This window comes from Enterobacter cloacae complex sp. 6730903, assembly GCF_048283985.1.
GTDB lineage: Bacteria > Pseudomonadota > Gammaproteobacteria > Enterobacterales > Enterobacteriaceae > Enterobacter > Enterobacter hormaechei_C.
In genome coordinates this window covers 130607-157515 of sequence record NZ_JBLVXX010000001.1, presented here as the reverse complement: position 1 = coordinate 157515, position 26909 = coordinate 130607, and the positions used below count along the sequence as shown (strand labels likewise).

Annotated in this window: 27 protein-coding genes and 5 tRNA genes; 15 read left to right on the top strand and 17 right to left on the bottom strand. The window is 55.5% G+C overall.

Features of this window, described 5'->3' with window-relative positions:
• Positions 1-35: 35 nt before the first annotated feature.
• Positions 36-111: transfer RNA gene (locus tag ACNQ0W_RS00735), tRNA-Ala, on the bottom strand.
• Between the two features lie 217 nt (positions 112-328).
• Between ACNQ0W_RS00735 and ACNQ0W_RS00730 the strand changes: the two genes are divergently transcribed.
• Positions 329-691, top strand: a complete 363-nt coding sequence (locus tag ACNQ0W_RS00730; protein WP_015572232.1) for a YfeC-like transcriptional regulator — start codon at positions 329-331, stop codon at positions 689-691.
• A 1-nt stretch (position 692) separates the two neighbouring features.
• On the top strand, positions 693-1079 hold the full coding sequence (locus tag ACNQ0W_RS00725; protein ID WP_017383469.1) for a YfeC-like transcriptional regulator: 387 nt from the start codon (positions 693-695) through the stop codon (positions 1077-1079).
• A 52-nt stretch (positions 1080-1131) separates the two neighbouring features.
• On the opposite strand, the gene gltX is transcribed toward ACNQ0W_RS00725, so the two are convergent.
• Positions 1132-2547, bottom strand: coding sequence for a glutamate--tRNA ligase (gene gltX / locus ACNQ0W_RS00720; RefSeq protein WP_047053234.1), 1416 nt, complete (start codon positions 2545-2547; stop codon positions 1132-1134).
• A 258-nt stretch (positions 2548-2805) separates the two neighbouring features.
• Here gltX and ACNQ0W_RS00715 point away from each other — a divergent pair.
• The 5 genes from ACNQ0W_RS00715 to ACNQ0W_RS00695 all read left to right on the top strand — a co-directional run bounded on the left by ACNQ0W_RS00715 (position 2806) and on the right by ACNQ0W_RS00695 (position 3662).
• Positions 2806-2881: transfer RNA gene (locus ACNQ0W_RS00715), tRNA-Val, on the top strand.
• A gap of 41 nt (positions 2882-2922) precedes the next feature.
• A tRNA-Val gene (locus ACNQ0W_RS00710) sits at positions 2923-2998 on the top strand.
• Positions 2999-3027: 29 nt separating this feature from the next.
• Positions 3028-3103 (top strand) — tRNA-Val (locus ACNQ0W_RS00705).
• A 4-nt stretch (positions 3104-3107) separates the two neighbouring features.
• Positions 3108-3183 (top strand) — tRNA-Lys (locus tag ACNQ0W_RS00700).
• Between the two features lie 137 nt (positions 3184-3320).
• Entirely contained in the window at positions 3321-3662 is a 342-nt protein-coding gene (locus ACNQ0W_RS00695) for a FlxA-like family protein (RefSeq protein WP_017383471.1), read from the top strand.
• Here the strand turns inward: ACNQ0W_RS00695 and ACNQ0W_RS00690 are convergent.
• Positions 3653-4594, bottom strand: a complete 942-nt coding sequence (locus tag ACNQ0W_RS00690) for a LysR family transcriptional regulator (RefSeq protein WP_062933261.1) — start codon at positions 4592-4594, stop codon at positions 3653-3655. The two genes, ACNQ0W_RS00695 and ACNQ0W_RS00690, sit on opposite strands and share 10 nt — an antisense overlap.
• Before the next feature lie 89 nt (positions 4595-4683).
• On the opposite strand from ACNQ0W_RS00690, the gene ACNQ0W_RS00685 reads away from it, so the two are divergent.
• Positions 4684-5679 (top strand): bile acid:sodium symporter family protein, encoded by a 996-nt coding sequence (locus tag ACNQ0W_RS00685; RefSeq protein WP_023304176.1) that lies wholly within the window; start codon positions 4684-4686, stop codon positions 5677-5679.
• Here the strand turns inward: ACNQ0W_RS00685 and ACNQ0W_RS00680 are convergent.
• From ACNQ0W_RS00680 to zipA, 3 genes are all read right to left on the bottom strand, one after another.
• Positions 5676-5891 carry a DUF3820 family protein gene (locus tag ACNQ0W_RS00680; RefSeq protein ID WP_003861328.1) on the bottom strand — a complete coding sequence of 72 codons (216 nt, stop codon included), beginning with the start codon at positions 5889-5891 and terminating at the stop codon, positions 5676-5678. The two genes, ACNQ0W_RS00685 and ACNQ0W_RS00680, sit on opposite strands and share 4 nt — an antisense overlap.
• Position 5892: 1 nt before the next feature.
• Complete coding sequence (gene ligA, locus ACNQ0W_RS00675) at positions 5893-7908, bottom strand: NAD-dependent DNA ligase LigA (RefSeq protein WP_062933262.1); 2016 nt, start codon at positions 7906-7908, stop codon at positions 5893-5895.
• A 68-nt stretch (positions 7909-7976) separates the two neighbouring features.
• Positions 7977-8972: a cell division protein ZipA gene (zipA, locus tag ACNQ0W_RS00670; protein WP_062933263.1), complete on the bottom strand. Its 996-nt coding sequence runs from the start codon at positions 8970-8972 to the stop codon at positions 7977-7979.
• A 229-nt stretch (positions 8973-9201) separates the two neighbouring features.
• Here zipA and cysZ point away from each other — a divergent pair, with 229 nt between their 5' ends.
• From cysZ to crr, 5 genes are all read left to right on the top strand, one after another.
• Complete coding sequence (gene cysZ, locus ACNQ0W_RS00665; protein ID WP_006811452.1) at positions 9202-9963, top strand: sulfate transporter CysZ; 762 nt, start codon at positions 9202-9204, stop codon at positions 9961-9963.
• Between the two features lie 163 nt (positions 9964-10126).
• Positions 10127-11098, top strand: a complete 972-nt coding sequence (gene cysK / locus ACNQ0W_RS00660) for a cysteine synthase A (RefSeq protein WP_006811453.1) — start codon at positions 10127-10129, stop codon at positions 11096-11098.
• Between the two features lie 317 nt (positions 11099-11415).
• Entirely contained in the window at positions 11416-11673 is a 258-nt protein-coding gene (gene ptsH, locus ACNQ0W_RS00655) for a phosphocarrier protein Hpr (RefSeq protein ID WP_000487600.1), read from the top strand.
• A gap of 45 nt (positions 11674-11718) precedes the next feature.
• Positions 11719-13446, top strand: coding sequence for a phosphoenolpyruvate-protein phosphotransferase PtsI (gene ptsI, locus ACNQ0W_RS00650; RefSeq protein WP_006811455.1), 1728 nt, complete (start codon positions 11719-11721; stop codon positions 13444-13446).
• A 40-nt stretch (positions 13447-13486) separates the two neighbouring features.
• A complete protein-coding gene (gene crr / locus ACNQ0W_RS00645) occupies positions 13487-13996 on the top strand; it encodes a PTS glucose transporter subunit IIA (protein WP_003861316.1) in 510 nt (169 codons plus the stop codon).
• 44 nt (positions 13997-14040) lie between these two features.
• Here crr and pdxK read toward each other — a convergent pair whose 3' ends face one another.
• The 10 genes from pdxK to ACNQ0W_RS00595 all read right to left on the bottom strand — a co-directional run bounded on the left by pdxK (position 14041) and on the right by ACNQ0W_RS00595 (position 22372).
• Positions 14041-14877, bottom strand: coding sequence for a pyridoxine/pyridoxal/pyridoxamine kinase (gene pdxK / locus ACNQ0W_RS00640; RefSeq protein WP_062933264.1), 837 nt, complete (start codon positions 14875-14877; stop codon positions 14041-14043).
• Positions 14878-14882: 5 nt separating this feature from the next.
• Complete coding sequence (gene cysM, locus ACNQ0W_RS00635) at positions 14883-15794, bottom strand: cysteine synthase CysM (protein ID WP_047053223.1); 912 nt, start codon at positions 15792-15794, stop codon at positions 14883-14885.
• A gap of 118 nt (positions 15795-15912) precedes the next feature.
• Positions 15913-17007 (bottom strand): sulfate/thiosulfate ABC transporter ATP-binding protein CysA, encoded by a 1095-nt coding sequence (gene cysA, locus ACNQ0W_RS00630; RefSeq protein ID WP_017383477.1) that lies wholly within the window; start codon positions 17005-17007, stop codon positions 15913-15915.
• Positions 16997-17872: a sulfate/thiosulfate ABC transporter permease CysW gene (gene cysW, locus ACNQ0W_RS00625; RefSeq protein WP_003861305.1), complete on the bottom strand. Its 876-nt coding sequence runs from the start codon at positions 17870-17872 to the stop codon at positions 16997-16999. Before cysW ends, cysA begins: the two co-directional genes overlap by 11 nt.
• Positions 17872-18705: a sulfate/thiosulfate ABC transporter permease CysT gene (cysT, locus tag ACNQ0W_RS00620; protein ID WP_017383478.1), complete on the bottom strand. Its 834-nt coding sequence runs from the start codon at positions 18703-18705 to the stop codon at positions 17872-17874. Before cysT ends, cysW begins: the two co-directional genes overlap by 1 nt.
• Entirely contained in the window at positions 18705-19718 is a 1014-nt protein-coding gene (locus tag ACNQ0W_RS00615) for a sulfate ABC transporter substrate-binding protein (protein ID WP_047737519.1), read from the bottom strand. Before ACNQ0W_RS00615 ends, cysT begins: the two co-directional genes overlap by 1 nt.
• Positions 19719-19879: 161 nt before the next feature.
• Positions 19880-20779 (bottom strand): Dyp-type peroxidase, encoded by a 900-nt coding sequence (locus tag ACNQ0W_RS00610; RefSeq protein WP_062933265.1) that lies wholly within the window; start codon positions 20777-20779, stop codon positions 19880-19882.
• Positions 20780-20871: 92 nt separating this feature from the next.
• The gene (locus tag ACNQ0W_RS00605; protein ID WP_015572220.1) at positions 20872-21447 is read right to left on the bottom strand and encodes an RpoE-regulated lipoprotein; all 576 of its coding nucleotides are present in this window, start codon (positions 21445-21447) and stop codon (positions 20872-20874) included.
• Positions 21448-21510: 63 nt separating this feature from the next.
• The gene (locus tag ACNQ0W_RS00600; protein ID WP_045344321.1) at positions 21511-21960 is read right to left on the bottom strand and encodes a DUF2919 domain-containing protein; all 450 of its coding nucleotides are present in this window, start codon (positions 21958-21960) and stop codon (positions 21511-21513) included.
• Complete coding sequence (locus ACNQ0W_RS00595; RefSeq protein WP_003861292.1) at positions 21947-22372, bottom strand: GNAT family acetyltransferase; 426 nt, start codon at positions 22370-22372, stop codon at positions 21947-21949. The genes ACNQ0W_RS00600 and ACNQ0W_RS00595 overlap by 14 nt, the downstream gene beginning before the upstream one ends.
• A 212-nt stretch (positions 22373-22584) precedes the next feature.
• Between ACNQ0W_RS00595 and amiA the strand changes: the two genes are divergently transcribed.
• Positions 22585-23460 carry an N-acetylmuramoyl-L-alanine amidase AmiA gene (amiA, locus tag ACNQ0W_RS00590; protein ID WP_045345542.1) on the top strand — a complete coding sequence of 292 codons (876 nt, stop codon included), beginning with the start codon at positions 22585-22587 and terminating at the stop codon, positions 23458-23460.
• On the top strand, positions 23460-24359 hold the full coding sequence (hemF, locus tag ACNQ0W_RS00585) for an oxygen-dependent coproporphyrinogen oxidase (RefSeq protein ID WP_062933266.1): 900 nt from the start codon (positions 23460-23462) through the stop codon (positions 24357-24359). The genes amiA and hemF overlap by 1 nt, the downstream gene beginning before the upstream one ends.
• 84 nt (positions 24360-24443) lie before the next feature.
• On the opposite strand, the gene maeB is transcribed toward hemF, so the two are convergent.
• Positions 24444-26723: an NADP-dependent oxaloacetate-decarboxylating malate dehydrogenase gene (gene maeB / locus ACNQ0W_RS00580; RefSeq protein WP_062933267.1), complete on the bottom strand. Its 2280-nt coding sequence runs from the start codon at positions 26721-26723 to the stop codon at positions 24444-24446.
• Positions 26724-26909 lie beyond the last annotated feature (186 nt).

Sequence of the window (26909 nt, the reverse complement as noted above, 5' to 3'; positions counted from 1 at the left end):
TACTTTACCTACCGCACTCTGTTGGGTTCAGAGTTTGGTGGAGCTAAGCGGGATCGAACCGCTGACCTCCTGCATGCCATGCAGGCGCTCTCCCAGCTGAGCTATAGCCCCGTCGTAAAGCTGTCATGTTGACGGGCGGCATAATATGAATTCCGCCGCAGAGTGTCAACGGCAAATTCAGCCTCCGCCTTTCAATCGCCGAAAAATCATGCAAATGAATCACTTTGCGAGCCTGCACGCAGCCAGGAGTTAAGCTTGTCACGTTTTCACGTAAAACGGTGCTATAAAATGAACCACTAATTAACCCCACAGATATTCAGGAAATTGTATGATCAAGGAACGAATGACGCCAGAAGAGTTAGCCCTGCTGACTGGCTATAGCCGACAGACCATCAATAAATGGGTACGCAAAGAGGGTTGGATTACATCGCCAAAGCCAGGCGTTCAGGGTGGCAAGGCGCGTCTGGTACACGTCAATGAAAAAGTGCGCGACTTTATTCGCAGCGCGCGCAGGGCAACAGAGACGCCGGAACTGCCAGATAAGGCGTACCACGAGGGCTCGCTTCATGCCCTGCTCCTGACGCTGGCGAATGAAATGACGCCGGAAGAGCAAAAGCAGATGACATCGCTGTTACTGCGGGAAGGGATTACCGGCTTGTTACAACGTTTAGGGATTCGCGACCAACGCTGATATGAAAAGATTACGCAGCAAAATGACCACGGAAGAGCTGGCGGACAGTCTGGGCGTAGCCCGACAAACCGTTAATCGCTGGATACGACAGAAAGGATGGAAAACGGAGGGTATCAACGGTGTAAAAGGCGGAAGAGCGAGGGTGATATGTATTGATGCGCACGTTAAGGAGCACATCATTAGTCTTCCCGCCATTCGTAACCGTCGGGCTGTTTACCATGTGGCGGAAAGCCCTTCCCACTACGGCGTGGCAACCTCATCCAGCCTGCTTCCACAAATTATCGACTCGCTGGAAAACATGACGACTGTCGAACAGGAACGTTTGCACAAGTTGCTCGCTCGTGAAGGTTTGCAGGGTTTTCTCACGCGTCTTGGTATTGCTGAATAACAGGCATAAAAAAACGGCAGGTTACCCTGCCGTTGTTTGTATTACACGAGTATTACTGCTGGCTTTCACGCTCAGCAATGAAGCCCAGCGCTTTGTTGATACGCGCAACGCTACGTGATTTGCCGATGGCATGAACGGTCACGTCCAGCGCCGGGGACTGGCCTGCCCCCGTCACCGCAACGCGCAGCGGCATACCGACTTTACCCATGCCAATTTCCAGCTCATCAGCGGTAGCCTGAATCGCGTGGTGAACATTTTCCGCAGTCCATTCGGTAATGGCTTCGAGTTTGTCACGCACCACTTCCAGCGGCTGACGCGCAACCGGACGCAGGTGTTTCTTGGCCGCGTCGGCGTCGAACGCGTCAAACTCTTCATAGAAGTAGCGGCAGCTTTCAGCAATTTCTTTCAGCGTTTTGCAACGCTCGCCAAGCAGCTTCACCAGATCCGCCAGTTCAGGGCCCGTACGGGTATCGATGTTTGCCTGCTCAATGTGCCATTGCAGATAAGTCGCCACATATTCTGGCTGCATGGTATTGATGTAATGATGGTTCAGCCACAGCAGTTTGTCAGTGTTGAACGCGCTGGCTGATTTGCTCACCGAGTTCAGAGAGAACAGCTCGATCATCTCTTCGCGGCTGAAAATCTCCTGGTCACCATGAGCCCAGCCCAGACGCACCAGGTAGTTCAGCAGCGCTTCCGGCAGATAGCCGTCATCACGGTACTGCATCACGCTCACCGCGCCATGACGTTTGGACAGTTTTTTACCGTCGTCACCGTTGATCATCGACACATGCGCATACACCGGTACAGGCGCGTTCAGCGCTTTCAGAATGTTGATCTGACGCGGGGTGTTATTAATATGGTCTTCACCACGGATCACGTGAGTGATTTCCATATCCCAGTCGTCCACAACTACGCAGAAGTTATAGGTTGGCGATCCGTCAGTACGACGAATGATGAGGTCATCCAGCTCCTGGTTGCTGAATTCGATCGGGCCACGGATCTGGTCATCAAAGATAACAGAGCCTTCCTGCGGGTTAGCAAAACGCACTACGCAAGGCTCATCAGCAGCATGCTCGCTGTGGTCATGGCGGCAACGACCGTCATAACGCGGTTTTTCGCCTTTTGCCATTTGCTCTTCGCGCAGCGCATCCAGACGCTCCCTGGAGCAGTAGCACTTATAGGCCGTGCCTGCCACCAGCATCTCGTCAATTACGGCGTTATAGCGGTCAAAACGTTTGGTCTGGAAGTATGGACCTTCGTCCCACTCCAGATTCAGCCAGTTCATCCCATCCATAATGGCTTCAATTGCTTCCGGCGTTGAGCGCTCCAGATCGGTGTCTTCAATACGCAGCACAAACTCACCGTTGTTGTGACGTGCGAAAAGCCAGGAGTAGAGAGCGGTACGTGCACCACCGACATGCAGATAGCCTGTCGGGCTCGGCGCGAAGCGAGTTTTGATTTTCATGAAATGGCCTTACGTTATAAAGATGCCGGTAATCGGCAAATTCCGGGAAGAAAACAATGGGCAATATTCTATCACTGTGGGCCGATTCCTCAATGTCGATCACTTTATCCGGTTCGAGATTGCTGTTTTTGTTTATAAATCATGCGCCACAGTCCGTTTTGCGATCGTTTTGACTAATTTTACGACGAACGAATAAAAACTTTAGAAAATGCGTTGACTCATTTTCAACTCTCCCTATAATGCGACTCCACACAGCGGGGGTGATTAGCTCAGTTGGTAGAGCATCTCCTTTACACGGAGGGGGTCGGCGGTTCGAGCCCGTCATCACCCACCATCTACTTCGGTAGACTCGCAGTGTAGATAAGCATTGAGATTGGGCGATTAGCTCAGTTGGTAGAGCATCTCCTTTACACGGAGGGGGTCGGCGGTTCGAGCCCGTCATCGCCCACCATTCTCACCTTATCGCAGCAGTTCCGAAATGGGCGATTAGCTCAGTTGGTAGAGCATCTCCTTTACACGGAGGGGGTCGGCGGTTCGAGCCCGTCATCGCCCACCATTTCGGGTCGTTAGCTCAGTTGGTAGAGCAGTTGACTTTTAATCAATTGGTCGCAGGTTCGAATCCTGCACGACCCACCAATGTAAAAAAGCGCCCTAAAGGCGCTTTTTTGCTATCTGCGATATAGCACATCCCCATTGCAGCCAGAGCGCTTGTTTTACTCAAGCTCACGCCTTCTTTGCCGATACCTCTATTTTATGGCGAAAAGGATCTCAATATGACAACTCTTAAGCCCGTTTCTCTGTCGGCGATGGAAATCGGCAGCGTAGATAACAGCTCCGGCGGAAACGACATTGCTTCTCAAATCACCCGTCTGACCAAACAGATAACGAAAGTCACTCAGCAGCTCAAAGAAGTGGCCATGGGTGATGCCACAGCAGAAGAAAAGCAAAAGCAGCAAGAGTTACTCGAATCTCAGCTGGCTATGTTGCAGGCACAGCTGGCGCAATTGCAGCGTCAGCAGGCCGAAGAGGCGATGCCAAAGCAGGAAAAAGGCCAGGCAGTCGCGGAAGGCATCAATAAGCCCTCCGCGGAGCATCAGATTAATATCTACATCTGATTATTGGTTTCGTTAAAGAGTGGATCGCGTGTGCGGGCCTCCATCAAACGTTCGGCCTGCATACGCACCACATCCCAGCAGGCATGCGCCGCGCCGGAAAGAGACCTGTTTTTACGGCGTACCAGCATCAGCTGGCGTTCGACACAGGGTACGAAACGCTTCACCGTTAAACGACTCCCCTGCGGCAGTGGCAGCGCCAGCGCCGGCAGAACGCTGATGCCAATCCCCGCTTCGACCATGGGGAATAGCGTGGCAGGATGCCCGATCTCCTGCACAATGGTTGCCTTAACGCCCTGCGCGGTCAGTGCGGCATCTATCAGCGGGCGGCTGCCTGATGCATAATCCTGTAGCACCAGGTTTGCCCCCTGCAAGGCCTGCCAGGTCACCTGCGGCAGCGATGCCAGCGGATCATCATCGCGGCAGAGCAATAAAAAGGGCTCCGAGAGCACCACTTCACATTCCAGGTCGCTTACCGCCCCGGGATCAATAACGATGCCAAAATCCACATCCCCCTGACGGATACTCTCAAGTACCCACTGCTGCGGCCTGTCGTGCAAAACAAAATCAATATCCGGATAGCGGTGATTACTTTCAGCGATACACTGGGGAATAAGATGCGCTGAAATCGTCTGGCTCGCCGCCACTCTCACGGTGCCGGAAAGCTGTTGTCCGAGCCGTCCGACATCCCTGAGCGTACTGTGCAGTTCATCCAGCAGCCTCTCCAGACGCATTGCCAGCTGCTGTCCCGCTTCGGTGAGTACCACTTCTCGCGTCGTACGGTCGAGCAGCTTCACTCCCGTTTGCGTTTCAAGCTCCTTAACGCTATGGCTCACCGCCGACTGGCTGAGGCCAATGATCTCCCCTGCCCGGCTAAAGCTGCGGGCCTGCGCGACGGTGACGAAAACGCGAAGCTGACGTAACGAATAATTCATCTGTTTAATTCATGAATGGATGCAATAAATCAATTTTATTTCTCAAAGGGAAGAAAGCACAATAGCGGCATCTGTTTTCAGGAGTGATTATGAAACTTTTTCGTATCCTTGATCCGTTTACGCTGACCCTGATTAGTGTCGTCTTGCTGGCCTCGTTCTTCCCGGCGCGGGGCAGTTTCGTTCCGGTTATTGAAGGACTGACCACGGCAGCCATTGCCCTGCTGTTCTTTATGCATGGCGCCAAACTCTCCCGGGAAGCCATTATTGCAGGCGGTAGCCACTGGCGACTGCACCTGTGGGTAATGTGCAGCACCTTCATCCTCTTCCCGGTTTTGGGCGTGCTGTTCGCCTGGTGGGCGCCGGTGAATGTCGATCCGGCGCTGTATACCGGTTTCCTTTATCTGTGCATTTTGCCGGCCACCGTGCAGTCCGCTATTGCCTTTACCTCGCTGGCGGGCGGTAACGTCGCGGCGGCGGTTTGTTCTGCTTCCGCTTCCAGCCTGCTGGGGATCTTTGTTTCACCGCTGCTGGTCGGTCTGCTGATGAATATGCACGGGGCGGAAGGTAATCTGGAGCAGGTGGGTAAAATTTGTCTGCAACTGCTGCTGCCGTTTGTGCTCGGACACTTATCCCGTCCCTGGATTGGGGCGTTTGTGGCAAAACATAAAAAATGGATCGGGAAAACGGACCAAAGCTCAATTCTGCTGGTGGTTTACACGGCCTTCAGCGAAGCCGTGGTGAACGGCATCTGGCACAGGGTGGGCGCTGGATCGCTGCTGTTTATTGTGGTGGTAAGCATCGTTTTGCTGGCCATTGTCATCGCGGTTAACGTCTTTGTGGCCCGCAAATGCGGCTTCAATAAGGCCGATGAAATCACCATTGTATTTTGCGGATCGAAAAAGAGCCTGGCCAACGGGATCCCGATGGCCAATATTCTGTTCCCGACGTCCGTCATTGGGATGATGGTGTTGCCGCTGATGATTTTCCATCAGATCCAGCTGATGGTGTGTGCGGTACTGGCGCGGCGTTACAAGGCGCAGACAGAAAAGCTGGCGCAGGAAGAGACCCGCGCCGCGAAAGTTTAAGGACGTTTCAGGGGCTGAACCAGCTGGGTCAGCCCCTCTGTTTTGATCAGTAACGTGATAGCCATCAGCTCGCCCAGACGCCCGGCGGGGAACTCATCCTTACGGGCAAACCACAGCAGATACTCTTCCGGTAAATCAATCAGCCTGCGACCCTTATATTTACCGAACGGCATCTCCGTATTGGCGATCTCAACGAGCTGCTCTTTTTCCACGTCACTCTCCTAACAGGCGCATCATTTCCGCTTCGTCGATTACCTCGATACCAAGCTCCTGCGCTTTTGCCAGCTTCGAACCGGCCGCTTCCCCGGCAATCACCAGGTCGGTTTTCTTCGATACGCTGCCCGCCACTTTTGCCCCCAGCGCCACCAGGCGCGCTTTCGCGTCATCGCGCGAGAGCTGGCTCAGGCTGCCGGTCAGCACCACCGTTTTACCGGCAAACGGGCTGTCGATCTCTTCGGCATTAACCACTACCGGTGCAGGCCAGTGAATGCCCTGTTCCAGTAATTTACCGATCACTTCACGGTTGCTCTCTTCGGCGAAGAAGTTGAAAACGTGGGTAGCGACCACAATGCCGACATCAGGGACTTTCTGTAGCTCGTCGATGGTGGCTTTCTCCAGCGCGTCCAGCGTGCCGAAATACGCCGCCAGCCCTGCCGCTGTCGCCTCTCCGACTTCACGAATGCCAAGCGCGTAAAGGAAACGGGCAAAGGTGGTGTTTTTGGCCGCCTCGAGCGCGTTAACGATATTCTGGGCAGATTTTGGCCCCATACGATCAAGACCGGTCAGCTTACCTGCCGTCAGGGTAAAGAGGTCCGCTGGCGTATGGACGTACTCTTTCTCAACTAACTGGTCGATAATCTTGTCACCCATTCCGTCGACGTCCATCGCCCGGCGGGAGACAAAGTGCTTCAGGGACTCTTTACGCTGCGCGCCGCAGATTAACCCGCCCGTACAGCGCATTACCGCTTCACCTTCCACGCGCTCAACGTCCGAACCACATACCGGACAGTGGGCTGGAAACTCGATGGCACGGGTATCGGCAGGACGTTCAGACTCAACAACGTTAACCACCTGTGGGATCACGTCGCCCGCGCGGCGAATCACCACTTTGTCACCAATGCGCAGGCCCAGGCGGGCAATTTCATCGGCGTTATGCAGCGTGGCGTTACTTACCAGCACGCCAGCCACCTGCACAGGCTCCAGACGCGCCACAGGCGTAATCGCCCCCGTACGCCCTACCTGAAACTCCACGTCGCGAACGAAGGTCATCTGCTCCTGCGCCGGGAACTTAAAGGCTACCGCCCAGCGCGGCGCACGGGCCACAAATCCTAACTGTTCCTGCAACGCCAGCGAGTTAACCTTGATCACCACGCCGTCAATATCAAACCCGAGCGTGGGACGATCTTCTTCAACCTTGTGATAGAACGCCAGCACCGCCTCCGGAGAGTCGCAGAGCTGCACGCGGTTGCTTACCGGTAATCCCCACTCTTTGAACTGCATTAAGCGACCCAGGTGGGTATCTGGCAGGTCGCCGCCTTCCAGGATCCCGACGCCGTAGCAGAAGAAAGTAAGCGGTCGCTTCGCGGTGATTCGCGGATCGAGCTGACGCAGCGAACCTGCCGCCGCGTTACGCGGGTTTGCAAACACTTTCCCACCGGTACGACGCGCTTCTTCGTTGATCTTCTCGAAGCCCGCCTGCGGAAGGAACACTTCCCCGCGCACTTCCAGCCGGGCGGGAATGTTATCGCCACGCAGTTTCAGCGGGATCGCACGAATAGTGCGCACATTGGTGGTGATGTCTTCCCCGGTAGTGCCGTCGCCGCGCGTTGCGGCACGCACCATCACCCCGTTCTCATAAAGAATACTAACGGCCAGACCATCCAGCTTTAGCTCGCAGCACCAGCTCAGATTGTCGACGCTCTTCAGGCGATCCTGCACACGCTTGTTGAAAGCCAGAAAACTCTCTTCATCAAACACGTTATCCAGCGACAGCATCGGCACTTCATGGCGCACCTGGCTGAAAGCGCCCAGCGGTTCCGCGCCGACGCGCTGCGTTGGGGAATCGGGCGTAATCAGTTCGGGGTGCTGCGCTTCCAGCTCGCGCAGTTCACGCATCAGGCGGTCATATTCCGCATCCGGCACTTCCGGTGCGTCCATAACATGATAGAGATATTCATGATGGCGAAGCGTGGTTCGCAGTTCAGTAAGTTGTTGTTCGATTGAGTCCATATCGCACCATCAATGAGAAAAACCCCCGACAGGCGGGGGTTGAGGAGGAGTTGAAGTTAACGCAACGATTACGCGTTCGCTTCCTTAACTTCGCGGATGCGGTCCTGATACTCGCGCAGTTTCTGCGGCGTCATCATTCGACGCTGATCGTCGAGCACCACACCGCCCACTTCGTCGGCGATGTGTTGAGCGGACTGTAGCATCAGCTTAAAGTTTTGCAGCTCGTCACCGTAGGACGGCACCTGCATAAAGATCGTAACCCCCGGCGTGACGAAATCACCGGTCATTTCCGGGTCAAACGTGCCTGGATTGACCATATTGGCCAGGCTAAACAGCGCCGGACCGCTACCGTCAGGACTCAGGTGGCGATGGAAAATATTCATGTCGCCGAACTTGAAGCCTGCCTGTTGGATGCTGTTAAGCAGCACGTCACCGTTCAGATGGGTGCCATGATGAGCAGCCACGTTCATGATGATCACCGCTTCTTTACGCTGCGGCTTTTCAACAACCGGTTCTGGCTCTGTGACCGGCTCTGGCTCAACGCGCGGAGCGGGCTGTGGCGCAGGCGGTTCAGGCTGCGGCTGCGGTTGTTGTACCGGCTGCGGCTGCTGAACAGGCTGTGGCTGATGCACTGGCTGTGCAGGCTGTTGCACAGGTTGCGGCTGTACAGGCTGTGGCGCAACGGGCTGCTGTTGCACAGGCTGCTGCGGCGGATGACGAACAGGTTCTTCCACTGGCGGCGGCGCTGGCTGGCGCGGCTGGGCAGAAGCATACGGTGGTTGATACTGGTGCTGCGGAGCGCGGGGGGCTTCATGCTCTCCATGCGCTGCGCCGGGCGCAGTATTGACCCGATGAACACGAACTTCACCCACGCCGTCGTCGTCAGGACCGTCGATGTCGTCTTCAACGTCATCGTCGTCACGACTGGACTTCATGCGCTTCAGTGGACGATCGCGAAACATAGAGGAACGCTCTTTACGGCTGGTCCAGAAACCATGTACCAGTAAAGCGATTATGGCGATCGCGCCAACAATGATTAATATCAGACGCAAATCCTGCATCATTATATTCTCTGTTGTTCTAACACCTTGCCACCACGGCAAACATTTACTCACTAAGAGTATTTGCCGTTTACGTCAAGTGCAAGTGTATGCAGAGCATTCACAGCATAAAGATGAACTAAATCGTGCTTTTTGCTGGTTTTTCGAACATTTCCGAACTGGTCATTGGCCCGTAACTGGATAATATAGGCGGGCAATTCCACTGGTTGTGTAAAAAGGAGTACAGCCTGGTATGGTTTCAACATCTTCTTCTGCCCCACGCAGCGGGGTCTGGTACTTTTCTCAGGGCTGGAAACTGGTCTCCCTGCCGGGCATTCGACGCTTCGTTATTTTGCCGTTACTGATCAACATTATTCTGATGGGCGGGGCCTTCTGGTGGCTGTTCACCAGACTGGAAAGCTGGATCCCTTCCCTGATGAGCTATGTGCCGGACTGGTTACAGTGGCTAGACTACCTGCTCTGGCCGATTGCGGTTATCTCCGTGCTGCTGGTTTTCGGCTATTTCTTTTCGACGATAGCAAACTGGATAGCCGCGCCGTTCAACGGTCTGCTGGCCGAACAGCTGGAAGCGCGCCTGACCGGTGCGACGCCACCTGACACGGGCGTACTGGGGATCGTGAAAGATCTCCCCCGCATCATGAAGCGTGAATGGCAGAAGTTCGCCTGGTACCTGCCGCGGGCGATTGTGCTGCTTATCCTTTATTTTGTACCCGGGATCGGCCAGACGGTTGCGCCCGTGCTGTGGTTCCTGTTCAGCGCCTGGATGCTTGCTATCCAGTACTGTGATTATCCGTTCGATAACCACAAAGTGCCGTTTAAAGAGATGCGCACTGCCCTGCGCACTCAGAAGGTTGCCAACATGCAGTTTGGCGCGCTGACCAGCCTGTTCACCATGATCCCTTTCCTCAATTTGTTCATCATGCCCGTTGCCGTTTGCGGCGCGACGGCAATGTGGGTGGACTGCTACCGTGCTAAGCACGCGTTATGGAAGTAATGCAAAAATGTGTAAAAGAGGGGTGGCTTATGCCGCCCCTTATTCCATACTGATCCCCATTATTTCCTTGCAGCATATAGATATGCGATTTCCTTACTTCCCCATACCTGTTCTACAGGTATGCTGGGTCGGTATCCCAATTTCATACAGTTAAGGACAGGCCATGAGTAAGATTTATGAAGACAACTCGCTGACTATCGGTCATACGCCCCTGGTTCGACTGAACCGTATCGGTAATGGACGCATTCTGGCGAAGGTCGAATCTCGTAACCCAAGCTTCAGCGTTAAATGCCGTATCGGTGCGAATATGATTTGGGATGCTGAAAAGCGTGGCGTGCTGAAACCTGGCGTTGAGCTGGTTGAACCCACCAGCGGCAATACCGGTATCGCTCTGGCCTATGTTGCGGCGGCGCGTGGCTATAAGCTGACGCTGACTATGCCTGAAACCATGAGCATTGAGCGTCGTAAGCTGCTGAAAGCGCTGGGTGCGAACCTGGTCCTGACCGAAGGCGCAAAAGGCATGAAGGGCGCGATTCAGAAGGCCGAAGAAATTGTTGCCAGCGATCCGGCAAAATATCTGCTGCTCCAGCAGTTCAGCAACCCGGCCAACCCGGAAATTCATGAGAAAACCACCGGCCCGGAAATCTGGGAAGATACCGACGGTCAGGTTGATGTGTTTATCTCCGGCGTAGGCACCGGCGGTACGCTGACCGGTGTGTCTCGCTATATTAAAGGCACGAAAGGTAAAAAAGATCTGATTACCGTTGCCGTTGAGCCAACTGACTCACCGGTTATCGCTCAGGCGCTGGCAGGCGAAGAGATCAAACCTGGCCCACACAAAATCCAGGGTATTGGCGCTGGCTTTATTCCAGGCAACCTGGATCTGAAGCTGATCGATAAAGTCGTCGCCATTACCAATGAAGAAGCCATCTCCACGGCGCGTCGCCTGATGGATGAGGAAGGCATTCTGGCGGGTATCTCTTCCGGTGCGGCGGTTGCGGCAGCCCTCAAACTGCTGGAAGACGAAACCTTTACCAATAAGAACATTGTGGTTATCCTACCGTCTTCGGGTGAGCGTTACTTAAGCACAGCACTGTTTGCCGATCTCTTCACTGAGAAAGAACTGCAACAGTGATGCCAGCATGTTAAAAACGCGTAAAAAAGCACCTTTTCAGGTGCTTTTTTGTGGCCTGCTTCAAAGTTTTACCCCTCCTGGCATTGCTTCACCCCGTTGGGTCTGGTATTTAAACCAGCAATTATTTTGATGCGCGAAATTAATCGGTGAACGAAATAGCGCTGCTGAATCGATTTTATGATTTGGTTCAAGTCTTGCTTTCACTGCATAATGTTTAATGACGATTGAAACGTCAGCGCTAACTATACAGGCTAAAGTTAAGTCGCCAGGCTAGACTTTAGTTCCACAACACTAAACCTATAAGTTGGGGAAATACAATGTTCCAGCAAGAAGTTACCATTACCGCTCCGAACGGTCTGCACACCCGCCCTGCTGCTCAGTTTGTTAAAGAAGCGAAAGGCTTCACTTCTGAAATCACTGTGACTTCCAACGGCAAAAGCGCTAGCGCAAAAAGCCTGTTCAAGCTGCAAACTCTGGGCCTGACTCAGGGTACCGTTGTTACCATCTCCGCTGAAGGTGAAGACGAGCAGAAAGCAGTTGAGCATCTGGTTAAGCTGATGGCTGAACTCGAGTAAGTTTACCGGGTTCTTTTCAATATCAGTCACAAGTAAGGTAGGGTTATGATTTCAGGCATTTTAGCATCCCCGGGTATCGCTTTCGGCAAAGCATTGCTGCTGAAAGAAGACGAAATCGTCATTGACCGGAAAAAAATTTCTGCCGACAAGGTTGATCAGGAAGTTGAACGTTTTCTGAGCGGTCGTGCCAAGGCATCTGCGCAACTGGAAGCGATTAAAACTAAAGCTGGCGAAACTTTCGGTGAAGAAAAAGAAGCCATCTTCGAAGGGCACATTATGCTGCTCGAAGATGAGGAGCTGGAGCAGGAAATCATAGCCCTGATTAAAGATAAAGGCATGACGGCCGACGCGGCTGCGCATGAAGTTATCGAAGGTCAGGCATCTGCCCTGGAAGAGCTGGACGATGAATACCTGAAAGAACGTGCGGCTGACGTACGTGACATCGGTAAGCGCCTGCTGCGCAACATCCTGGGTCTGGCCATCATCGATCTGAGCGCGATTCAGGACGAAGTCATCCTGGTTGCCGCTGACCTGACCCCGTCTGAAACCGCACAGCTGAACCTGAACAAGGTGCTGGGTTTCATTACTGATGCAGGTGGACGTACCTCCCACACCTCAATCATGGCGCGTTCTCTGGAGCTGCCAGCCATTGTGGGTACCGGTAGCGTGACCTCCCAGGTGAAAAACGACGACTATCTGATTCTGGATGCCGTAAACAATGTGGTTTACGTCAACCCAACTAACGATGTGATCGAGCAGCTGCGTTCCGTTCAGGAGCAGGTTGCTACCGAGAAAGCGGAACTCGCTAAACTGAAAGATCTGCCAGCCATCACGCTGGACGGCCATCAGGTTGAAGTGTGCGCTAACATCGGTACCGTACGTGACGTTGACGGCGCTGAGCGCAACGGCGCGGAAGGTGTAGGTCTGTATCGTACTGAATTCCTGTTCATGGATCGCGACGCCCTGCCAACGGAAGAAGAGCAGTTTGCAGCGTACAAAGCGGTTGCGGAAGCGTGCGGCTCGCAGGCTGTCATCGTCCGTACCATGGACATCGGTGGCGACAAAGAGCTGCCGTACATGAACTTCCCGAAAGAAGAGAACCCGTTCCTGGGCTGGCGTGCCGTGCGTATCGCCATGGATCGCAAAGAGATACTGCGTGACCAGGTTCGCGCTATTTTGCGTGCCTCTGCGTTCGGTAAACTGCGCATCATGTTCCCGATGATCATCTCTGTTGAAGAAGTGCGTGCACTGAAGAAAGAGATCGAAATCTACAAACAGGAACTGCGCGACGAAGGTAAAGCATTTGACGAATCCATTGAGATCGGCGTGATGGTGGAAACACCGGCAGCCGCGACCATTGCGCGTCATTTAGCCAAAGAAGTTGATTTCTTTAGTATCGGTACCAATGATTTAACGCAGTACACCCTGGCAGTTGACCGTGGTAATGATATGATTTCACATCTCTACCAGCCAATGTCACCGTCCGTACTGAATTTGATCAAGCAAGTTATTGATGCTTCTCATGCAGAAGGTAAATGGACTGGCATGTGTGGTGAGCTTGCAGGCGACGAACGTGCTACACTTCTGTTGCTGGGTATGGGTCTGGACGAATTCTCTATGAGCGCCATTTCCATCCCGCGCATTAAGAAGATTATCCGTAACACGAACTTCGAAGATGCGAAGGTGTTAGCAGAGCAGGCTCTTGCTCAACCGACAACGGACGAGTTAATGACGCTGGTTAACAAGTTCATTGAAGAAAAAACAATCTGCTAATCCACGAGATGCGGCCCAATTTACTGCTTAGGAGAAGATCATGGGTTTGTTCGATAAACTGAAATCTCTGGTTTCTGATGACAAGAAAGACTCCGGAACTATTGAGATTGTTGCTCCGCTCTCCGGCGAGATCGTCAACATCGAAGACGTGCCGGATGTAGTGTTTGCTGAGAAAATCGTTGGTGATGGCATTGCTATCAAACCAACTGGCAACAAAATGGTTGCTCCAGTTGACGGCACCATCGGTAAAATTTTTGAAACCAACCATGCGTTCTCTATCGAATCCGATAGCGGTATCGAACTGTTCGTTCACTTCGGTATCGACACCGTTGAACTGAAAGGCGAAGGCTTCAAACGTATCGCGGAAGAAGGCCAGCGTGTTAAAGTTGGCGACCCGGTAATTGAATTCGATCTGCCGCTGCTGGAAGAAAAAGCGAAGTCTACCCTGACTCCGGTTGTTATCTCCAACATGGACGAAATCAAAGAACTGATCAAACTGTCTGGCAGCGTCACCGTGGGTGAAACCCCGGTTATCCGCATCAAGAAGTAATTCTTGCCGCACAGAAAAATGGCGCCTTCGGGCGCCATTTTTGTTTATGCCGGCAGAATAAGCTCGTCATAGCCTTTCGACTGCGTGTAGATCATAACGTCAGTCACCCGATCGCCCGCCATGCGAATGGCATCGGCAACGGTTTTCCCTCCCACAATGCCGCTGATCAGCTCCGAACAGAACAGATCGCCCGTTCCTTTCAGATCCGTCTCTACGCGCGGGTGCGCGCTTACGGTAACACCTTCTTCGCTCACCAGCACGACGTGGATATTCTGCGGATCGTCAGCCACTGGCGCGCTGGTGATCGCTACCCATTTCAGCGTGTCGGACAGCAGCCCCTGCGCGGCGGCAATGGCGCTCTCCGGCGTACGGCACGGTTTGCCGCTCAGCACTTCCAGTTCATACACGTTGGGCGTAATGCCCTGGGCCAGCGGGAGCAGATGCTCACGGTAGGCTTCAGGAATATCCGGCTTCACGTACATCCCACTGTCGATATCCCCGATCACCGGGTCAACCAGCACCAGCAAATCGGGATGTTGCACTTTGATTGCCTTCAGCCACTGCGCCAGCAGCACGATCTGGCTGGCGCTGCCCATATAGCCGGTGGTGACCGCTTTAAGCTCGCGCAGGATCTCGCGCTCTTCCAGCGCCTTCAGGTAGCCGCTGAACCACTCGTCCGGGATCACCCCGCCGTAGAAGGTGTCGTAGTGCGGCGTATTGCTGAACAGCACCGTCGGCACGGCGGTAACGTTCAGCCGGTGGGTGCGAATATTCGGCACCGCGATGCTGTTTCCCACGCTGCCGTACACCACCTGCGACTGTACGGCGACAATATCGGTTTGCTGCGCCCGGGTGTTATCCCGGAATAAAATCATCTCCATGACGCTTAAATCCCCGCCCCCTGCGAATAACTCTCTTCACCAAAGACGCCGGTAGACAGGTAACGGTCGCCGCGATCGCAAATAATCGCCACGACCACCGCTCCCGGCGTGGACTCAGCCACCCGGATCGCGCCCGCTACGGCACCGCCAGAGCTGACGCCGCAGAAGATACCTTCACGCACGGCCAGCTCACGCATGGTATTTTCCGCCTCGCGCTGATGAATATCCAGCACCTGGTCCACAAGCTGCGCATTAAAGATGCCCGGCATATACTCCGCTGGCCAGCGGCGGATGCCTGGAATACTGCTCCCCTCTTCAGGTTGCAGGCCGACAATCGTCACCGGCTTCTCCTGTTCGCGCAGAAAGCGTGACACACCGGTGATCGTGCCCGTGGTCCCCATGCTGGAGACAAAGTGGGTGAGGCGCCCGTCGGTTTGCTGCCAGATTTCCGGGCCGGTGGTGGTGTAGTGCGCGTACGGGTTGTCCGGGTTGTTGAACTGGTCGAGCAGCTTGCCTTCCCCGCGCTCCGCCATCGCTAACGCTAAATCTCGCGCCCCTTCCATCCCCTGCTCTTTGCTTACCAGAATCAGCTCGGCTCCATAGGCGCGCATGGCGGCCCGGCGCTCCTGGCTCATGTTATCCGGCATCAGCAGCTTCATGCGGTAGCCTTTCAGGGCGGCAATCATTGCCAGCGCGATACCGGTGTTACCGCTGGTGGCTTCGATCAGCACGTCGCCGGGCTTAATTTCACCGCGCTTTTCAGCCTGGACAATCATCGACAGCGCCGCCCGGTCTTTTACCGACCCCGCCGGGTTATTGCCTTCAAGTTTGACCCAAATTTCGCTGCCGTTGTCCGGCCCCATGCGCTGAAGTTTGACCAGAGGGGTGTTGCCGATGGTGTGTTCGAGTGTATTCACGATTTTTACTCAATAAAAAAGCCGGGTGGCGCTTAGCTTACCCGGCCTACAAGACGCAGTGATAACTGTAGGCCCGGTCAGCGCAGCGCCACCGGGCGATAAACATACTAATAACCTATCAGGCTGACTCCGCCAGAGCAATATCCTCGCGCGTCTCGATACGCTCGTTGCCATGATAAATGCGCGCATGTTGCAGCCCCACAAAAAGACGCTCCCCCCGGTGCGGCGGCACGTCGTCACGCATAACCACGGTCAGCGGCTCGGTGTACCAGCCCAGGGGTTGTACCACTAATTGGGTGTAGTGCCCTTTAGGGCTAGCTTCCAGCACCTGCACCGGAAGCGGTGAATCCAGGCTGGTACGGCGGCTGACGTCCACTTCCCACGGACGCAGGAACAGATCCACCGGCCCCTGATGCGCGGAGGTATACCCCAGCGGCCAGCGGTGCGCGCCAACGTGGAACTGACCGCCGCGAATGGTGCCCTGAAGGCGGTTGACTTCCCCCATAAACTCCAGCACAAAGCGGGTCGCCGGTTCACGCCAGAGCTGCTCTGGCTCGTCAACCTGCTCAATGTTGCCCTGACTCATCACCACCACGCGATCGGCCACTTCCATCGCCTCTTCCTGATCGTGGGTCACGAAAACGCTGGTGAACTGGAGTTCCTCATGCAGCTGACGCAGCCAGCGGCGCAGCTCTTTTCGCACCTGCGCATCCAGCGCGCCAAACGGTTCGTCCAGCAGCAGGATTTGCGGTTCAACGGCTAACGCACGCGCCAGCGCCACGCGCTGCTTCTGCCCGCCGGAAAGTTGAGCCGGGAAGCGGTCCGCCAGATGCGCAAGCTGCACCATCTCCAGCAGTTTGGTCACTTTCGCTTTGATGGCGGCGGCATCCGGACGTTCACGACGCGGCAGCACGGTCAGGCCAAACGCGATGTTGTCGAATACCGTCATGTGGCGGAACAGCGCATAATGCTGAAATACAAAGCCCACTTTACGGTCGCGGGCGTGCAGGCGGCTAACGTCCGTACCGTGGAAGCGAATATGTCCGCTGGTCTGGTGTTCAAGCCCGGCGATAATACGCAGCAGCGTGGTTTTACCGGAGCCAGACGGCCCCAGCAGCGCCACCATTTGTCCGGAAGGGATATCCAGCGAGATATCATTCAGCACCTGGGTGCGACCAAAAGACTTCTTAATATTGGCAATCTCAATGCTCATGATTTCCCTCCTGATGCTGACGTTTTTCCTGATTCTCTAAACGCCACTGCACCACACTCTTCAAAAACAGGGTCAAAATGGCCATCAGCGTCAGCAACGCTGCGGCAGTAAAGGAACCGACTGTGTTGTAGTCCTGTTCCAGTAATTCAATCTGTAACGGCAGCGACAGGGTTTCGCCGCGAATCGAGCCGGATACCACCGACACCGCGCCAAACTCACCGATCGCACGGGCGTTGGTCAGCACCACGCCGTAAAGCAGTGCCCAGCGGATATTCGGCAGCGTGACGCGGCGGAACATCTGCCAGCCGGAAGCGCCGAGCAGCACCGCGGCTTCATCTTCATGGCTGCCCTGGCTGAGCATCACCGGCACCAGCTCGCGCACCACGAACGGACAGGTGACAAAGACGGTCACCAGCACCATCCCCGGCCAGGCGAACATGATTTGCAGGTCGTGCTCATCCAGCCAGCCGCCCAGCGGGCCATTGGAGCCGTAGAAGAGCAGATAAACCAGACCCGCCACCACCGGAGACACCGCAAACGGGATATCCAGCAAGGTCAGCAGCAGCTGACGCCCCGGGAAGTTAAAGCGCGTTACCAGCCAGGCCAGCAATACGCCAAACACCAGATTCACCGGGACGGTGATGAGGGCAATCATCACCGTCAGCCAGATGGCGTGGAGCATGTCCGGATCGGCCAGGTTTTGCAGCGCGGGCATAATCCCTTTGCTGAAGGCCTGCACGAAGATGTACACCATCGGCACGACGAGAATGAATGCGGAGACCAGCACGCCGGTACCAATCAGAAACCATTTGCCCCAGTTGATGCGGGGCGCGTCATAGCGCTTCAATTGCGTAACTTCCGCCATCAGTGACCTACCACACGTCGACCAAAGCGACTTTGCAGAGTGTTAATCGAGAACAGCAGCAGCAGCGACGCGGCAAGGATCACCGAGGCAATCGCGCTCGCGGCCGGATAATCAAACTCCTGCAAACGGACAAAAATCATCAGCGAGGTCACTTCGGTTTTCCACGCGATGTTCCCGGCGATAAAAATGACCGCGCCAAATTCACCGAGGCTGCGGGTAAAGGAGAGCGCCACCCCCGCCAGCAAGGCCGGAGAAAGTTCCGGCAGCACAACCTTACGGAAACTCTGCCAGCGCGTGGCGCCCAGGGTTTCCGCGGCCTCTTCGTATTCGGGGCCTAACTCTTCCAGCACCGGCTGTACGGTACGCACCACAAACGGGATGCTGGTGAAGGCCATCGCCACCGCGATACCGATCCAGGTATAAGTCACTTTGATATCAAACTTCGCCAGCCATTCGCCGTAAAAGCCGTTCACGGAGAACAGCGACGCCAGCGTCAAACCGGCCACCGCCGTTGGCAGGGCAAACGGCAGATCCATCAGGGCGTCGAGCAGCGTGCGGCCCGGGAAGCGATAGCGGGTTAAGATCCACGCCATCAGCAGGCCAAACACGCCGTTAAAAATCGAGGCCACGAACGCAGACAGCAGCGTGACCTTGTAGGCCGCCACCACCTGCGGGTTGGTGACCACTTCCCAGTACTGGGACCAGCTCATCTCAGCGAGCTGCATCACCAGAGCGCTGAGCGGTAACAATAAAATCAGACAGACGAACAGCAGGCTGGTCCCGAGGCTTAAGGTAAAACCCGGCAGCACACGTCTTGTTGATCCTGCAAACATTACTTACGCCCCGCCGCCAGCAATTTGTCTAACTCACCGCCGCTGGCAAAATGCGTTTTCATCACCTCAGGCCAGGCGCCGAAATGATCTTCCACGCGGAACAGCTCGGTCTGCGGGAATTTGTCTTTCAGCTTGTTCATCACGTCCGGATTATTAACGCGGTAGTAATAGTCAGTAATCACCGTCTGCGCCTGCGGGCTGTACAGATAGTTGAGATAGGCTTTTGCCGCTTTCTCAGTGCCGTTGGCTTTGACGTTTTTATCCACCCAGGCCACCGGGAACTCGGCCAGAATGTTGGTTTTCGGGATAACCACTTCGAAGCCCTGCGCTTCGTACTGTTTACGAATATTGTTCACTTCGGATTCAAAGCTGATCAGCACGTCGCCCAGCCCGCGCTCGGCGAAGGTGGTGGTTGCGCCCCGGCCGCCGGTATCAAACACTTCGACGTTTTTCAGGAACTGGGTCATAAACTGTTCGGTTTTCGCTTTATCGTTACCGTCAGCTTTGTCCGCCGCGCCCCACGCCGCCAGATAGGTATAACGTGCGTTGCCGGAGGTTTTCGGATTCGGGAAAATCAGCTTGACGTCAGAACGCACCAGGTCGTTCCAGTCGTGAATGTTTTTCGGGTTGCCCTTGCGCACCAGGAAGCCCATGGTGGAATAGAACGGCGAACTGTTGTTCGGCAGGCGGCTTTGCCAGTCCGCCGGGATCAGCTTGCCTTTGTCGTGCAGGATCTGCACGTCCGTGACCTGGTTGTAGGTCACCACATCCGCTTTCAGCCCCTGCAAAATGGCCAGCGCCTGCTTGGATGAACCAGCGTGCGACTGTTTGATGGTCAGCTTGTCGCCGCTGTTATCTTTCGCCCACTGCTGTTCAAATGCGGGATTAAGGGCGGCAAACAGCTCGCGTGAAACATCATAAGAACTGTTCAGCAACTCGGTTGCCTGCGCCTGCGCCACCAGCAGTAAACCTGCCAGTGCCAGCGATCCTTTTTTCAGTACAGTAACGGCCATTGCGCACCCTTATAAATGTGATGACTATCTTATAGTCATAATATTTATAACGGAGTCTAAAGGAGTAACGGTTTTATATACCGTTTGGTGATTTAGAAGCAGAAAAGGGAATAAGGCATTAATCCCCTCTCCCCCGTGGGGAGAGGGCTAGGGTGAGGGGGTTACAGCGCCAGCAGGCGCTCAACGGACGGCGCGAAGTAGTAGCCACCGGTCACCGGACGGGTGAAGCGCAGCATGGCGTCACGCTTGCCGTCGGTATCGCCAAACATGCTCAGCAGCTGCTGTTCGATGTTGTAAAGGCGCGCACAGTAAGCGCAGAAGTACAGGCCGTGCGTACCGCTCGCGGTGCCGTACGGCAGGCTCTGGCGAACAATCTTCAGCCCCTTACCGTCTTCTTTAAGGTCAACGCGGGTCAGGTGGGACGTGGCCGGACGCGCATCGCCGTCAATCTCTTCATTGGCGTCTTTGGTGCGGCCAATCATCATCTCCTGGTCATGCACGCTCATGCGGTTGAGCTGCCTGAGGTTATGCTCCCAGCGCTGGACGAACACGTAGCTGCCGCCCGCGTCCACGCCATCCTTGATTACAGCCACCTCGCGACGCGTCTCTTCCCCGGCCGGGTTTTCGGTACCGTCGACGAAGCCGCTCAAATCGCGCTCTTCCACCCAGCGGAAACCGTGGATCTCTTCCTGCACGTCGATGCTGTCACCAAAGGCCTCAATCGCTGCCTGAGCGACGGAGAAATTCACGTCATGGCGCAGGGAGAGGATATGGATCAGGACGTCATACTGGGTGGCGGGCGCAAGACCTTTGCCATAAGGAATAAAGTCTTTCAGCTCTTCTGCGCCTTCGCCGCCGCTCAGCTGACGCCAGACGGTATTGCCAAAGGCAACCACCGCGCCCAGATGGGCTTCGGGGAATTTGGCCTGGAAGGTGGCCAGTTTATCAACGAAAACTTTGCTGGCCGCGCGCAGGGCATCCACGTCCCCTTTGACGTTGGCTTCAATCCAAATCGCCGCGCGGCAATGTTCTGGCAAAATGCCACTCTGAACCTGAGACATCGCTCCTCCTGAAAAAAAGATGCCACGACAGCGTGGCATTGATGGCGGCTATTATACCTGGATTTCAGCGAGGCGGCTTGCTCAGGCGCAAATTACTGCTTCCAGATAATTTTGCTCACTTTCCACTTTTTCAGGGTGTCGTCAGACGGCATTAACCCTTCCGGACCGTTCCAGGTGCCGCTGAATACATAGCTAATGTGCTGGCTGCCGTCGGCCTTACACTCGACCGCCACGCTGTCATCCGACGGCACGCTGGCGCAGTGGCCAAACGCTTTCTGATAGAGTTCGCCAAACGGCGTACCTACCTTCACGCCACCTGAGGTCGGGATCTCTTCATCCATCACCGCAATGCGGTTGACCGTACCTTTATCGCCGTTGATGACCATCGCCACCTTGTCGTCTTTCAACGCTTCGAAATAGCGCACGATGTTGCCGTTCTCGGTTTTCATGCCGCTGCGCAGGCGATAATCACTGCCGATGGCCTCCTGAATGGCATCCTGATCCAGCGCCGTCGACGCGGTGATTTTGCCCACGCCCTGCTCGGTCACTTCCGTTGAAGAGCCAAACCAGTTCCACGGATAGGCCGCAGACCAGTTGATGGATGAGAGCGTGGAACAGCCGGTTAACGCCAGCGGGAGAGCGCATAAAAGTAAACGCAGCGATTTCATTGAGACGTCCTTACGTAGTAAATCAACGCTTGTTGGAGTGCAGTATCGGCAAAAAGTGCCGTTTTAATCTGACTCTTGCGTAAAACAGGCGCGTAAACGGGGATTCGTGACCAGCCACAGCAGCGCGACAATATCCGCCACCACCAGCGCAATCCCGATACCGGAAAGCGGCTCGCCGTACAGCCAGAGTACGGGTTGCCAGGCCAGAAGCACAACCTGCGCCAGAATCAACAGCCAGCGAAGCGCGCGCCAGAAGCGCGGGAGGAACTGCCGCCGACCGCTGCACAGGAACGCCAGCACCGCCGGTACACCGGGCAGTAACCCCAGCCAGAACGCATCGTGATCGGGATAAAAGAGATTCAGTAGCGTATCGCCCTGCCCGCGCGACGCGCCAGCCATCACGAACAGCACCCAGGTGCGGGCCTGCAACAGCAGAACGCACCAGAACAAAAAAGGCAGACGCAGACGACCGTGAACATCATAGTCGCCAGGGTGGAACTCAGTACTCTTCATCTTCGATCAGGCGCTTACCCAGCGTCAGGACATCCGCGTGCTCGTAGCCCAGACGTTCATACATGCCCAGCACCACGTCGTTATCTTCCCGCACCATAATCTGGATTTTCGGGCAGCCACGGGCGATCAGCTTCTTTTCCAGACGGTTAAGCAGCGCGTTGGCGATGCCGCGCGCGCGGTATTCCGGGTGCACGCCCAGATAGTAGGCCGACCCGCGGTGGCCGTCGTACCCGCCCATTACCGTCCCGACCACCTCGCCGTTGACCTCAGCGACCAGAAACAGACTGACGTCGTGATTCACCTTCCGTTCGATGTCCATTTCCGGATCGTTCCACGGACGCAGCAGATCGCAGCGCTCCCAAAGGGTGATCACCTCTTCGAAATCTTCCTGGCGAAAAACGCGTATCTCCATGGTATTAACCGCCTTTTCGGGTTTAAAAACAGTGATTATGGCGTGAACAGGGCATTTAGCCAATAACCGGGGAAAAACTCGCCAAAATTTGGCATAATGTCACTTTGTCACGTATTGAAATGAAAAGTAAAACAATTCTCAATAAGGAATGTCGTCACGCAAAACGCGATACGATATAACACCAGGACCCCAATTTTTACAATTCAGGCCGCATGAGCACATTCAAACCATTAAAAGCACTCACATCGCGTCGTCAGGTTCTCAAAGCGGGGCTGGCGGCCTTAACGTTAACGGGCATCGCAAAGCAGGCTCAGGCAAAAGAAGAGAGCACGCTTAAAACCAGTAACGGACACAGCAAGCCGAAAACCAAAAAAGCCGGCGCAAAGCGTCTGGTCATGCTCGATCCGGGCCACGGCGGGATCGACACCGGCGCCATTGGCCGAAACGGGTCGAAAGAAAAACACGTCGTGCTGGCAATTGCAAAAAATGTGCGCGCAATTTTACGCAGCAACGGTATTGACGCCCGCCTGACGCGCACGGGCGACACGTTTATCCCGCTGTACGATCGCGTGGAGATTGCCCACAAGCACGGCGCCGACCTGTTTATGTCCATTCACGCGGATGGCTTCACAAACCCTTCCGCCGCAGGCGCCTCGGTGTTCGCCCTCTCCAACCGAGGCGCCAGTAGCGCCATGGCGAAATACCTCTCCGATCGCGAAAACCGGGCGGATGAAGTGGCCGGGAAAAAAGCCACCGACAAAGACCATCTGTTGCAGCAGGTTCTGTTCGATCTCGTGCAGACCGATACCATCAAAAACAGCCTGACGCTCGGCTCGCATATCCTCAAACGGATTAAGCCCGTGCACCGTCTGCACAGTAAAAGCACCGAGCAGGCCGCGTTTGTGGTGCTGAAGTCCCCGTCCATTCCGTCCGTGCTGGTTGAAACCTCGTTCATTACCAACCCGGAAGAAGAGCGATTACTCGGCACCACGGCGTTTCGTCAGAAGATCGCGAACGCTATCGCCTCCGGGGTTATCAGTTATTTCAACTGGTTCGATAATCAAAAAGCACACTCCAGGAAACGTTGATGAAACCGAATGCACAGCTGGTCAAAACGTTCCTGATGCAGCTACAGGACGCGATTTGCCAGAAACTGGCCGCCGCAGACGGCGGTGAATTCCATGAAGACGCCTGGCAGCGTGACGCGGGCGGCGGCGGGCGCAGCCGCGTGCTGCGTAACGGCGGTATTTTTGAACAGGCCGGGGTTAACTTCTCCCACGTCCACGGTGATGCAATGCCAGCATCCGCCACGGCGCATCGGCCTGAACTGGCGGGCCGCAGCTTCGAGGCGATGGGCGTCTCGCTGGTGGTGCATCCGCATAACCCGTTTGTGCCAACCAGCCACGCCAACGTGCGCTTTTTCATCGCGGAAAAACCGGGAGCCGATCCCGTCTGGTGGTTTGGCGGCGGTTTCGACTTAACGCCTTACTATGGCTTCGAAGAGGACGCCGTGCACTGGCACATCACCGCGCGCGACCTCTGCCTGCCGTTTGGCGAAGACGTTTACCCGAAATACAAAAAGTGGTGCGATGATTATTTCTATCTGAAGCACCGCGACGAGCAGCGCGGCATCGGCGGGCTGTTCTTTGACGATCTCAACACGCCGGATTTTGATACCGCGTTCAGCTTTATGCGCGCAGTGGGTGAAGGCTTTACCGACGCCTATCTGCCAATTGTCGAACGCCGCAAAAACACCGACTACGGCGTTCGCGAGCGTGAGTTCCAGCTGTACCGCCGCGGGCGCTACGTGGAGTTTAATCTGGTATGGGATCGCGGGACGCTGTTTGGCCTGCAAACCGGTGGGCGCACGGAGTCCATTCTGATGTCGATGCCGCCGCTGGTGCGCTGGGAATACAGCTTTGAACCCAAAGAAGGCAGCCCGGAGGCTGCCTTGCGTGAGTTTATTCGGGTTCGGGACTGGGTGTAACCCCCTCACCCCTGCCCTCTCCCAAAGGGAGAGGGAGTATAAATTCCCTCTCCCTTTGGGAGAGGGTTAGGGTGAGGGTAAAAATTACAGCGGCTGCGTCTGCGCCTCAACCACCGCCAGCGCCACCATGTTGACGATACGACGCACGGAGGCAATCGGCGTTAACACATGTACCGGTTTTGACACCCCCATCAGCACTGGCCCTACGGTCACCCCTTCAGAACTCGACACGCGCAGCAGGTTGTAGCTGATACGCGCCGCTTCTACGTTCGGCATGATCAGCACGTTCGCCGAGCCTTTCAGCGGGCTGTCCGGCATACGTTCATTACGAATGGTCTCCACCAGCGCGGCGTCGCCGTGCATCTCGCCGTCAATCATCAGCTCCGGCGCACGCTCGCGCACCAGGTCCAGCGTCTGGCGCATTTTGCACGCCGCCGCGGATTTAGATGACCCGAAGTTAGAGTGCGACAGCAGCGCCACTTTCGGCTCGATACCAAAGCGGCGAACGGTTTCCGCCGCCATCACGGTGATTTCCGCCAGTTCGTCCGGGGTTGGATCGTCGTTGACGTAGGTATCGGCGATAAAGGTGTTACCGCTTGGCAGCAGCAGCGCGTTCATTGCGCCGGCAGTATGGACACCCTCGCGATAGCCGAAGATCTCCTGCACCACGCTGAAATGCTCATGGTACTCGCCGATTGTGCCGCAGATCAGCGCATCCGCCTCACCGCGATGAACCATGATCGCGCCGATCACCGTGGTGTTGCTGATCACCGCCCGCTGCGCCTGCTCCTGGGTGATCCCGCGGCGCTTCATGATCGAATAATATTCGTTCCAGTACTCTTTGAAGCGTGGATCGGATTCGTTATTGACGATCTCAAAGTCGACGCCCGGCTTAATTTGCAGGCCCAGCTTCTGAATACGCATCTCGATCACGCTCGGACGACCAATCAGGATCGGTTTCGCCAGCCCTAAGGTGATCAGCTCCTGCGTGGCATGCAGCACGCGCGCCTCTTCCCCTTCCGCCAGCACCACGCGCTTCGCGTCAGCACGCGCCTGGGAGAAGATCGGCTTCATAAACAGGTTGGTTTTGTAGACAAACTCGGTAAGTTTATCGACGTAGGCATCGAAGTCTTCAATCGGCCGCGTCGCCACGCCGGAGTCCATCGCCGCTTTGGCCACCGCTGGCGCGATCTTCACGATCAGACGCGGGTCAAACGGTTTAGGAATGATGTAGTCCGGGCCAAAGCTCAGATCCTGATCGCCGTAGGCGGAGGCCACCACTTCGCTCTGCTCGGCGTGCGCCAGCTCTGCGATAGCATGAACGGCGGCAAGCTTCATCTCTTCGTTGATCGCCGTAGCGCCAACGTCCAGCGCACCGCGGAAGATGAACGGGAAGCAGAGCACGTTGTTCACCTGGTTCGGGTAGTCCGAACGGCCGGTACAAATGATAGCGTCTTCGCGCACTGCCTTCGCCAGCGGCGGCAGAATTTCCGGCTCCGGGTTCGCCAGGGCCAGGATCATTGGCGCGCGCGCCATCTTCTGCACCATCTCCTGGGTCAGCACTTTCGGGCCTGAACAGCCGAGGAAAATGTCAGCACCTTCAATGACGTCTTCAAGCGTGCGCTTGCCGTCGTCTTCCACCGCATAGGCCGCCTTGGTTTCCGCCATGTTTGGCTCACGGTCTTTGTAAATCACGCCTTTGGAGTCGCAGACCACAATGTTGTGTTTCTGCATGCCCAGCGCCACCAGCAGGTTCATACAGGCGATGGCTGCGGCGCCCGCGCCGGAAACCACCATGCGCACGTCGGAGAGGTTTTTCTCCACCACACGCAGACCGTTCAGAATGGCGGCGGTACTGATAATCGCCGTGCCGTGCTGGTCGTCATGGAACACGGGAATGTTCATACGCTCGCGCAGCTTCTGCTCGATATAGAAACATTCCGGCGCTTTGATGTCTTCCAGGTTGATGCCGCCGAAGGTCGGCTCCAGCGCCGCCACCACGTTGATGAATTTATCCGGGTCCAGTTCGTCCACTTCAATATCGAAGACGTCGATACCGGCAAATTTCTTAAACAGAACGCCCTTCCCTTCCATCACCGGCTTACCGGCCAGCGCGCCAATGTTTCCTAACCCCAGTACCGCCGTACCGTTAGAGATCACGGCCACCAGGTTGCCACGGGCGGTGTATTTGTACGCTGCCAGCGGATCTTTTTCGATTTCAAGGCACGGAGCGGCTACGCCTGGCGAGTAGGCCAGCGCCAGATCGCGCTGGGTCGCCAGCGGTTTGGTCGGGGATACCTGGATTTTACCCGGAACAGGAAACTCGTGAAAATCGAGAGCGCTTTGTTTTAACTGATCATCCATCTTGTTATTCCTTTCACGTTTCGGTCAAAAAGGGTGATGTTGACGTTCCTATGCACACCCTGGTGTGCCGCATAGTATCGCCGCAGGCAGGCTCCTAAACTTTGAAGGCTACCAAACTCTCACCATTGCAGAATAAAAATTGTTATCAATTTATAACAGCCATGTTACCCGTCTCAGACAGCAATG

Coding starts and splice junctions, on each gene's coding strand:
- ACNQ0W_RS00695 (WP_017383471.1), top strand. CDS start 3,321: ATGACAACTCTTAAGCCCGTTTCTCTGTCGGCGATGGAAATCGGCAGC.
- pdxK (WP_062933264.1), bottom strand. CDS start 14,877: ATGGAGATGATTTTATTCCGGGATAACACCCGGGCGCAGCAAACCGAT.
- ligA (WP_062933262.1), bottom strand. CDS start 7,908: ATGGACTCAATCGAACAACAACTTACTGAACTGCGAACCACGCTTCGC.
- ptsI (WP_006811455.1), top strand. CDS start 11,719: ATGATTTCAGGCATTTTAGCATCCCCGGGTATCGCTTTCGGCAAAGCA.
- ACNQ0W_RS00690 (WP_062933261.1), bottom strand. CDS start 4,594: ATGAATTATTCGTTACGTCAGCTTCGCGTTTTCGTCACCGTCGCGCAG.
- cysZ (WP_006811452.1), top strand. CDS start 9,202: ATGGTTTCAACATCTTCTTCTGCCCCACGCAGCGGGGTCTGGTACTTT.
- ACNQ0W_RS00730 (WP_015572232.1), top strand. CDS start 329: ATGATCAAGGAACGAATGACGCCAGAAGAGTTAGCCCTGCTGACTGGC.
- gltX (WP_047053234.1), bottom strand. CDS start 2,547: ATGAAAATCAAAACTCGCTTCGCGCCGAGCCCGACAGGCTATCTGCAT.
- ACNQ0W_RS00725 (WP_017383469.1), top strand. CDS start 693: ATGAAAAGATTACGCAGCAAAATGACCACGGAAGAGCTGGCGGACAGT.
- hemF (WP_062933266.1), top strand. CDS start 23,460: ATGAAACCGAATGCACAGCTGGTCAAAACGTTCCTGATGCAGCTACAG.
- cysA (WP_017383477.1), bottom strand. CDS start 17,007: ATGAGCATTGAGATTGCCAATATTAAGAAGTCTTTTGGTCGCACCCAG.
- ACNQ0W_RS00595 (WP_003861292.1), bottom strand. CDS start 22,372: ATGGAGATACGCGTTTTTCGCCAGGAAGATTTCGAAGAGGTGATCACC.
- ACNQ0W_RS00615 (WP_047737519.1), bottom strand. CDS start 19,718: ATGGCCGTTACTGTACTGAAAAAAGGATCGCTGGCACTGGCAGGTTTA.
- crr (WP_003861316.1), top strand. CDS start 13,487: ATGGGTTTGTTCGATAAACTGAAATCTCTGGTTTCTGATGACAAGAAA.
- cysW (WP_003861305.1), bottom strand. CDS start 17,872: ATGGCGGAAGTTACGCAATTGAAGCGCTATGACGCGCCCCGCATCAAC.
- cysT (WP_017383478.1), bottom strand. CDS start 18,705: ATGTTTGCAGGATCAACAAGACGTGTGCTGCCGGGTTTTACCTTAAGC.
- amiA (WP_045345542.1), top strand. CDS start 22,585: ATGAGCACATTCAAACCATTAAAAGCACTCACATCGCGTCGTCAGGTT.
- zipA (WP_062933263.1), bottom strand. CDS start 8,972: ATGATGCAGGATTTGCGTCTGATATTAATCATTGTTGGCGCGATCGCC.
- maeB (WP_062933267.1), bottom strand. CDS start 26,723: ATGGATGATCAGTTAAAACAAAGCGCTCTCGATTTTCACGAGTTTCCT.
- cysK (WP_006811453.1), top strand. CDS start 10,127: ATGAGTAAGATTTATGAAGACAACTCGCTGACTATCGGTCATACGCCC.
- ACNQ0W_RS00600 (WP_045344321.1), bottom strand. CDS start 21,960: ATGAAGAGTACTGAGTTCCACCCTGGCGACTATGATGTTCACGGTCGT.
- ACNQ0W_RS00610 (WP_062933265.1), bottom strand. CDS start 20,779: ATGTCTCAGGTTCAGAGTGGCATTTTGCCAGAACATTGCCGCGCGGCG.
- ptsH (WP_000487600.1), top strand. CDS start 11,416: ATGTTCCAGCAAGAAGTTACCATTACCGCTCCGAACGGTCTGCACACC.
- ACNQ0W_RS00685 (WP_023304176.1), top strand. CDS start 4,684: ATGAAACTTTTTCGTATCCTTGATCCGTTTACGCTGACCCTGATTAGT.
- ACNQ0W_RS00605 (WP_015572220.1), bottom strand. CDS start 21,447: ATGAAATCGCTGCGTTTACTTTTATGCGCTCTCCCGCTGGCGTTAACC.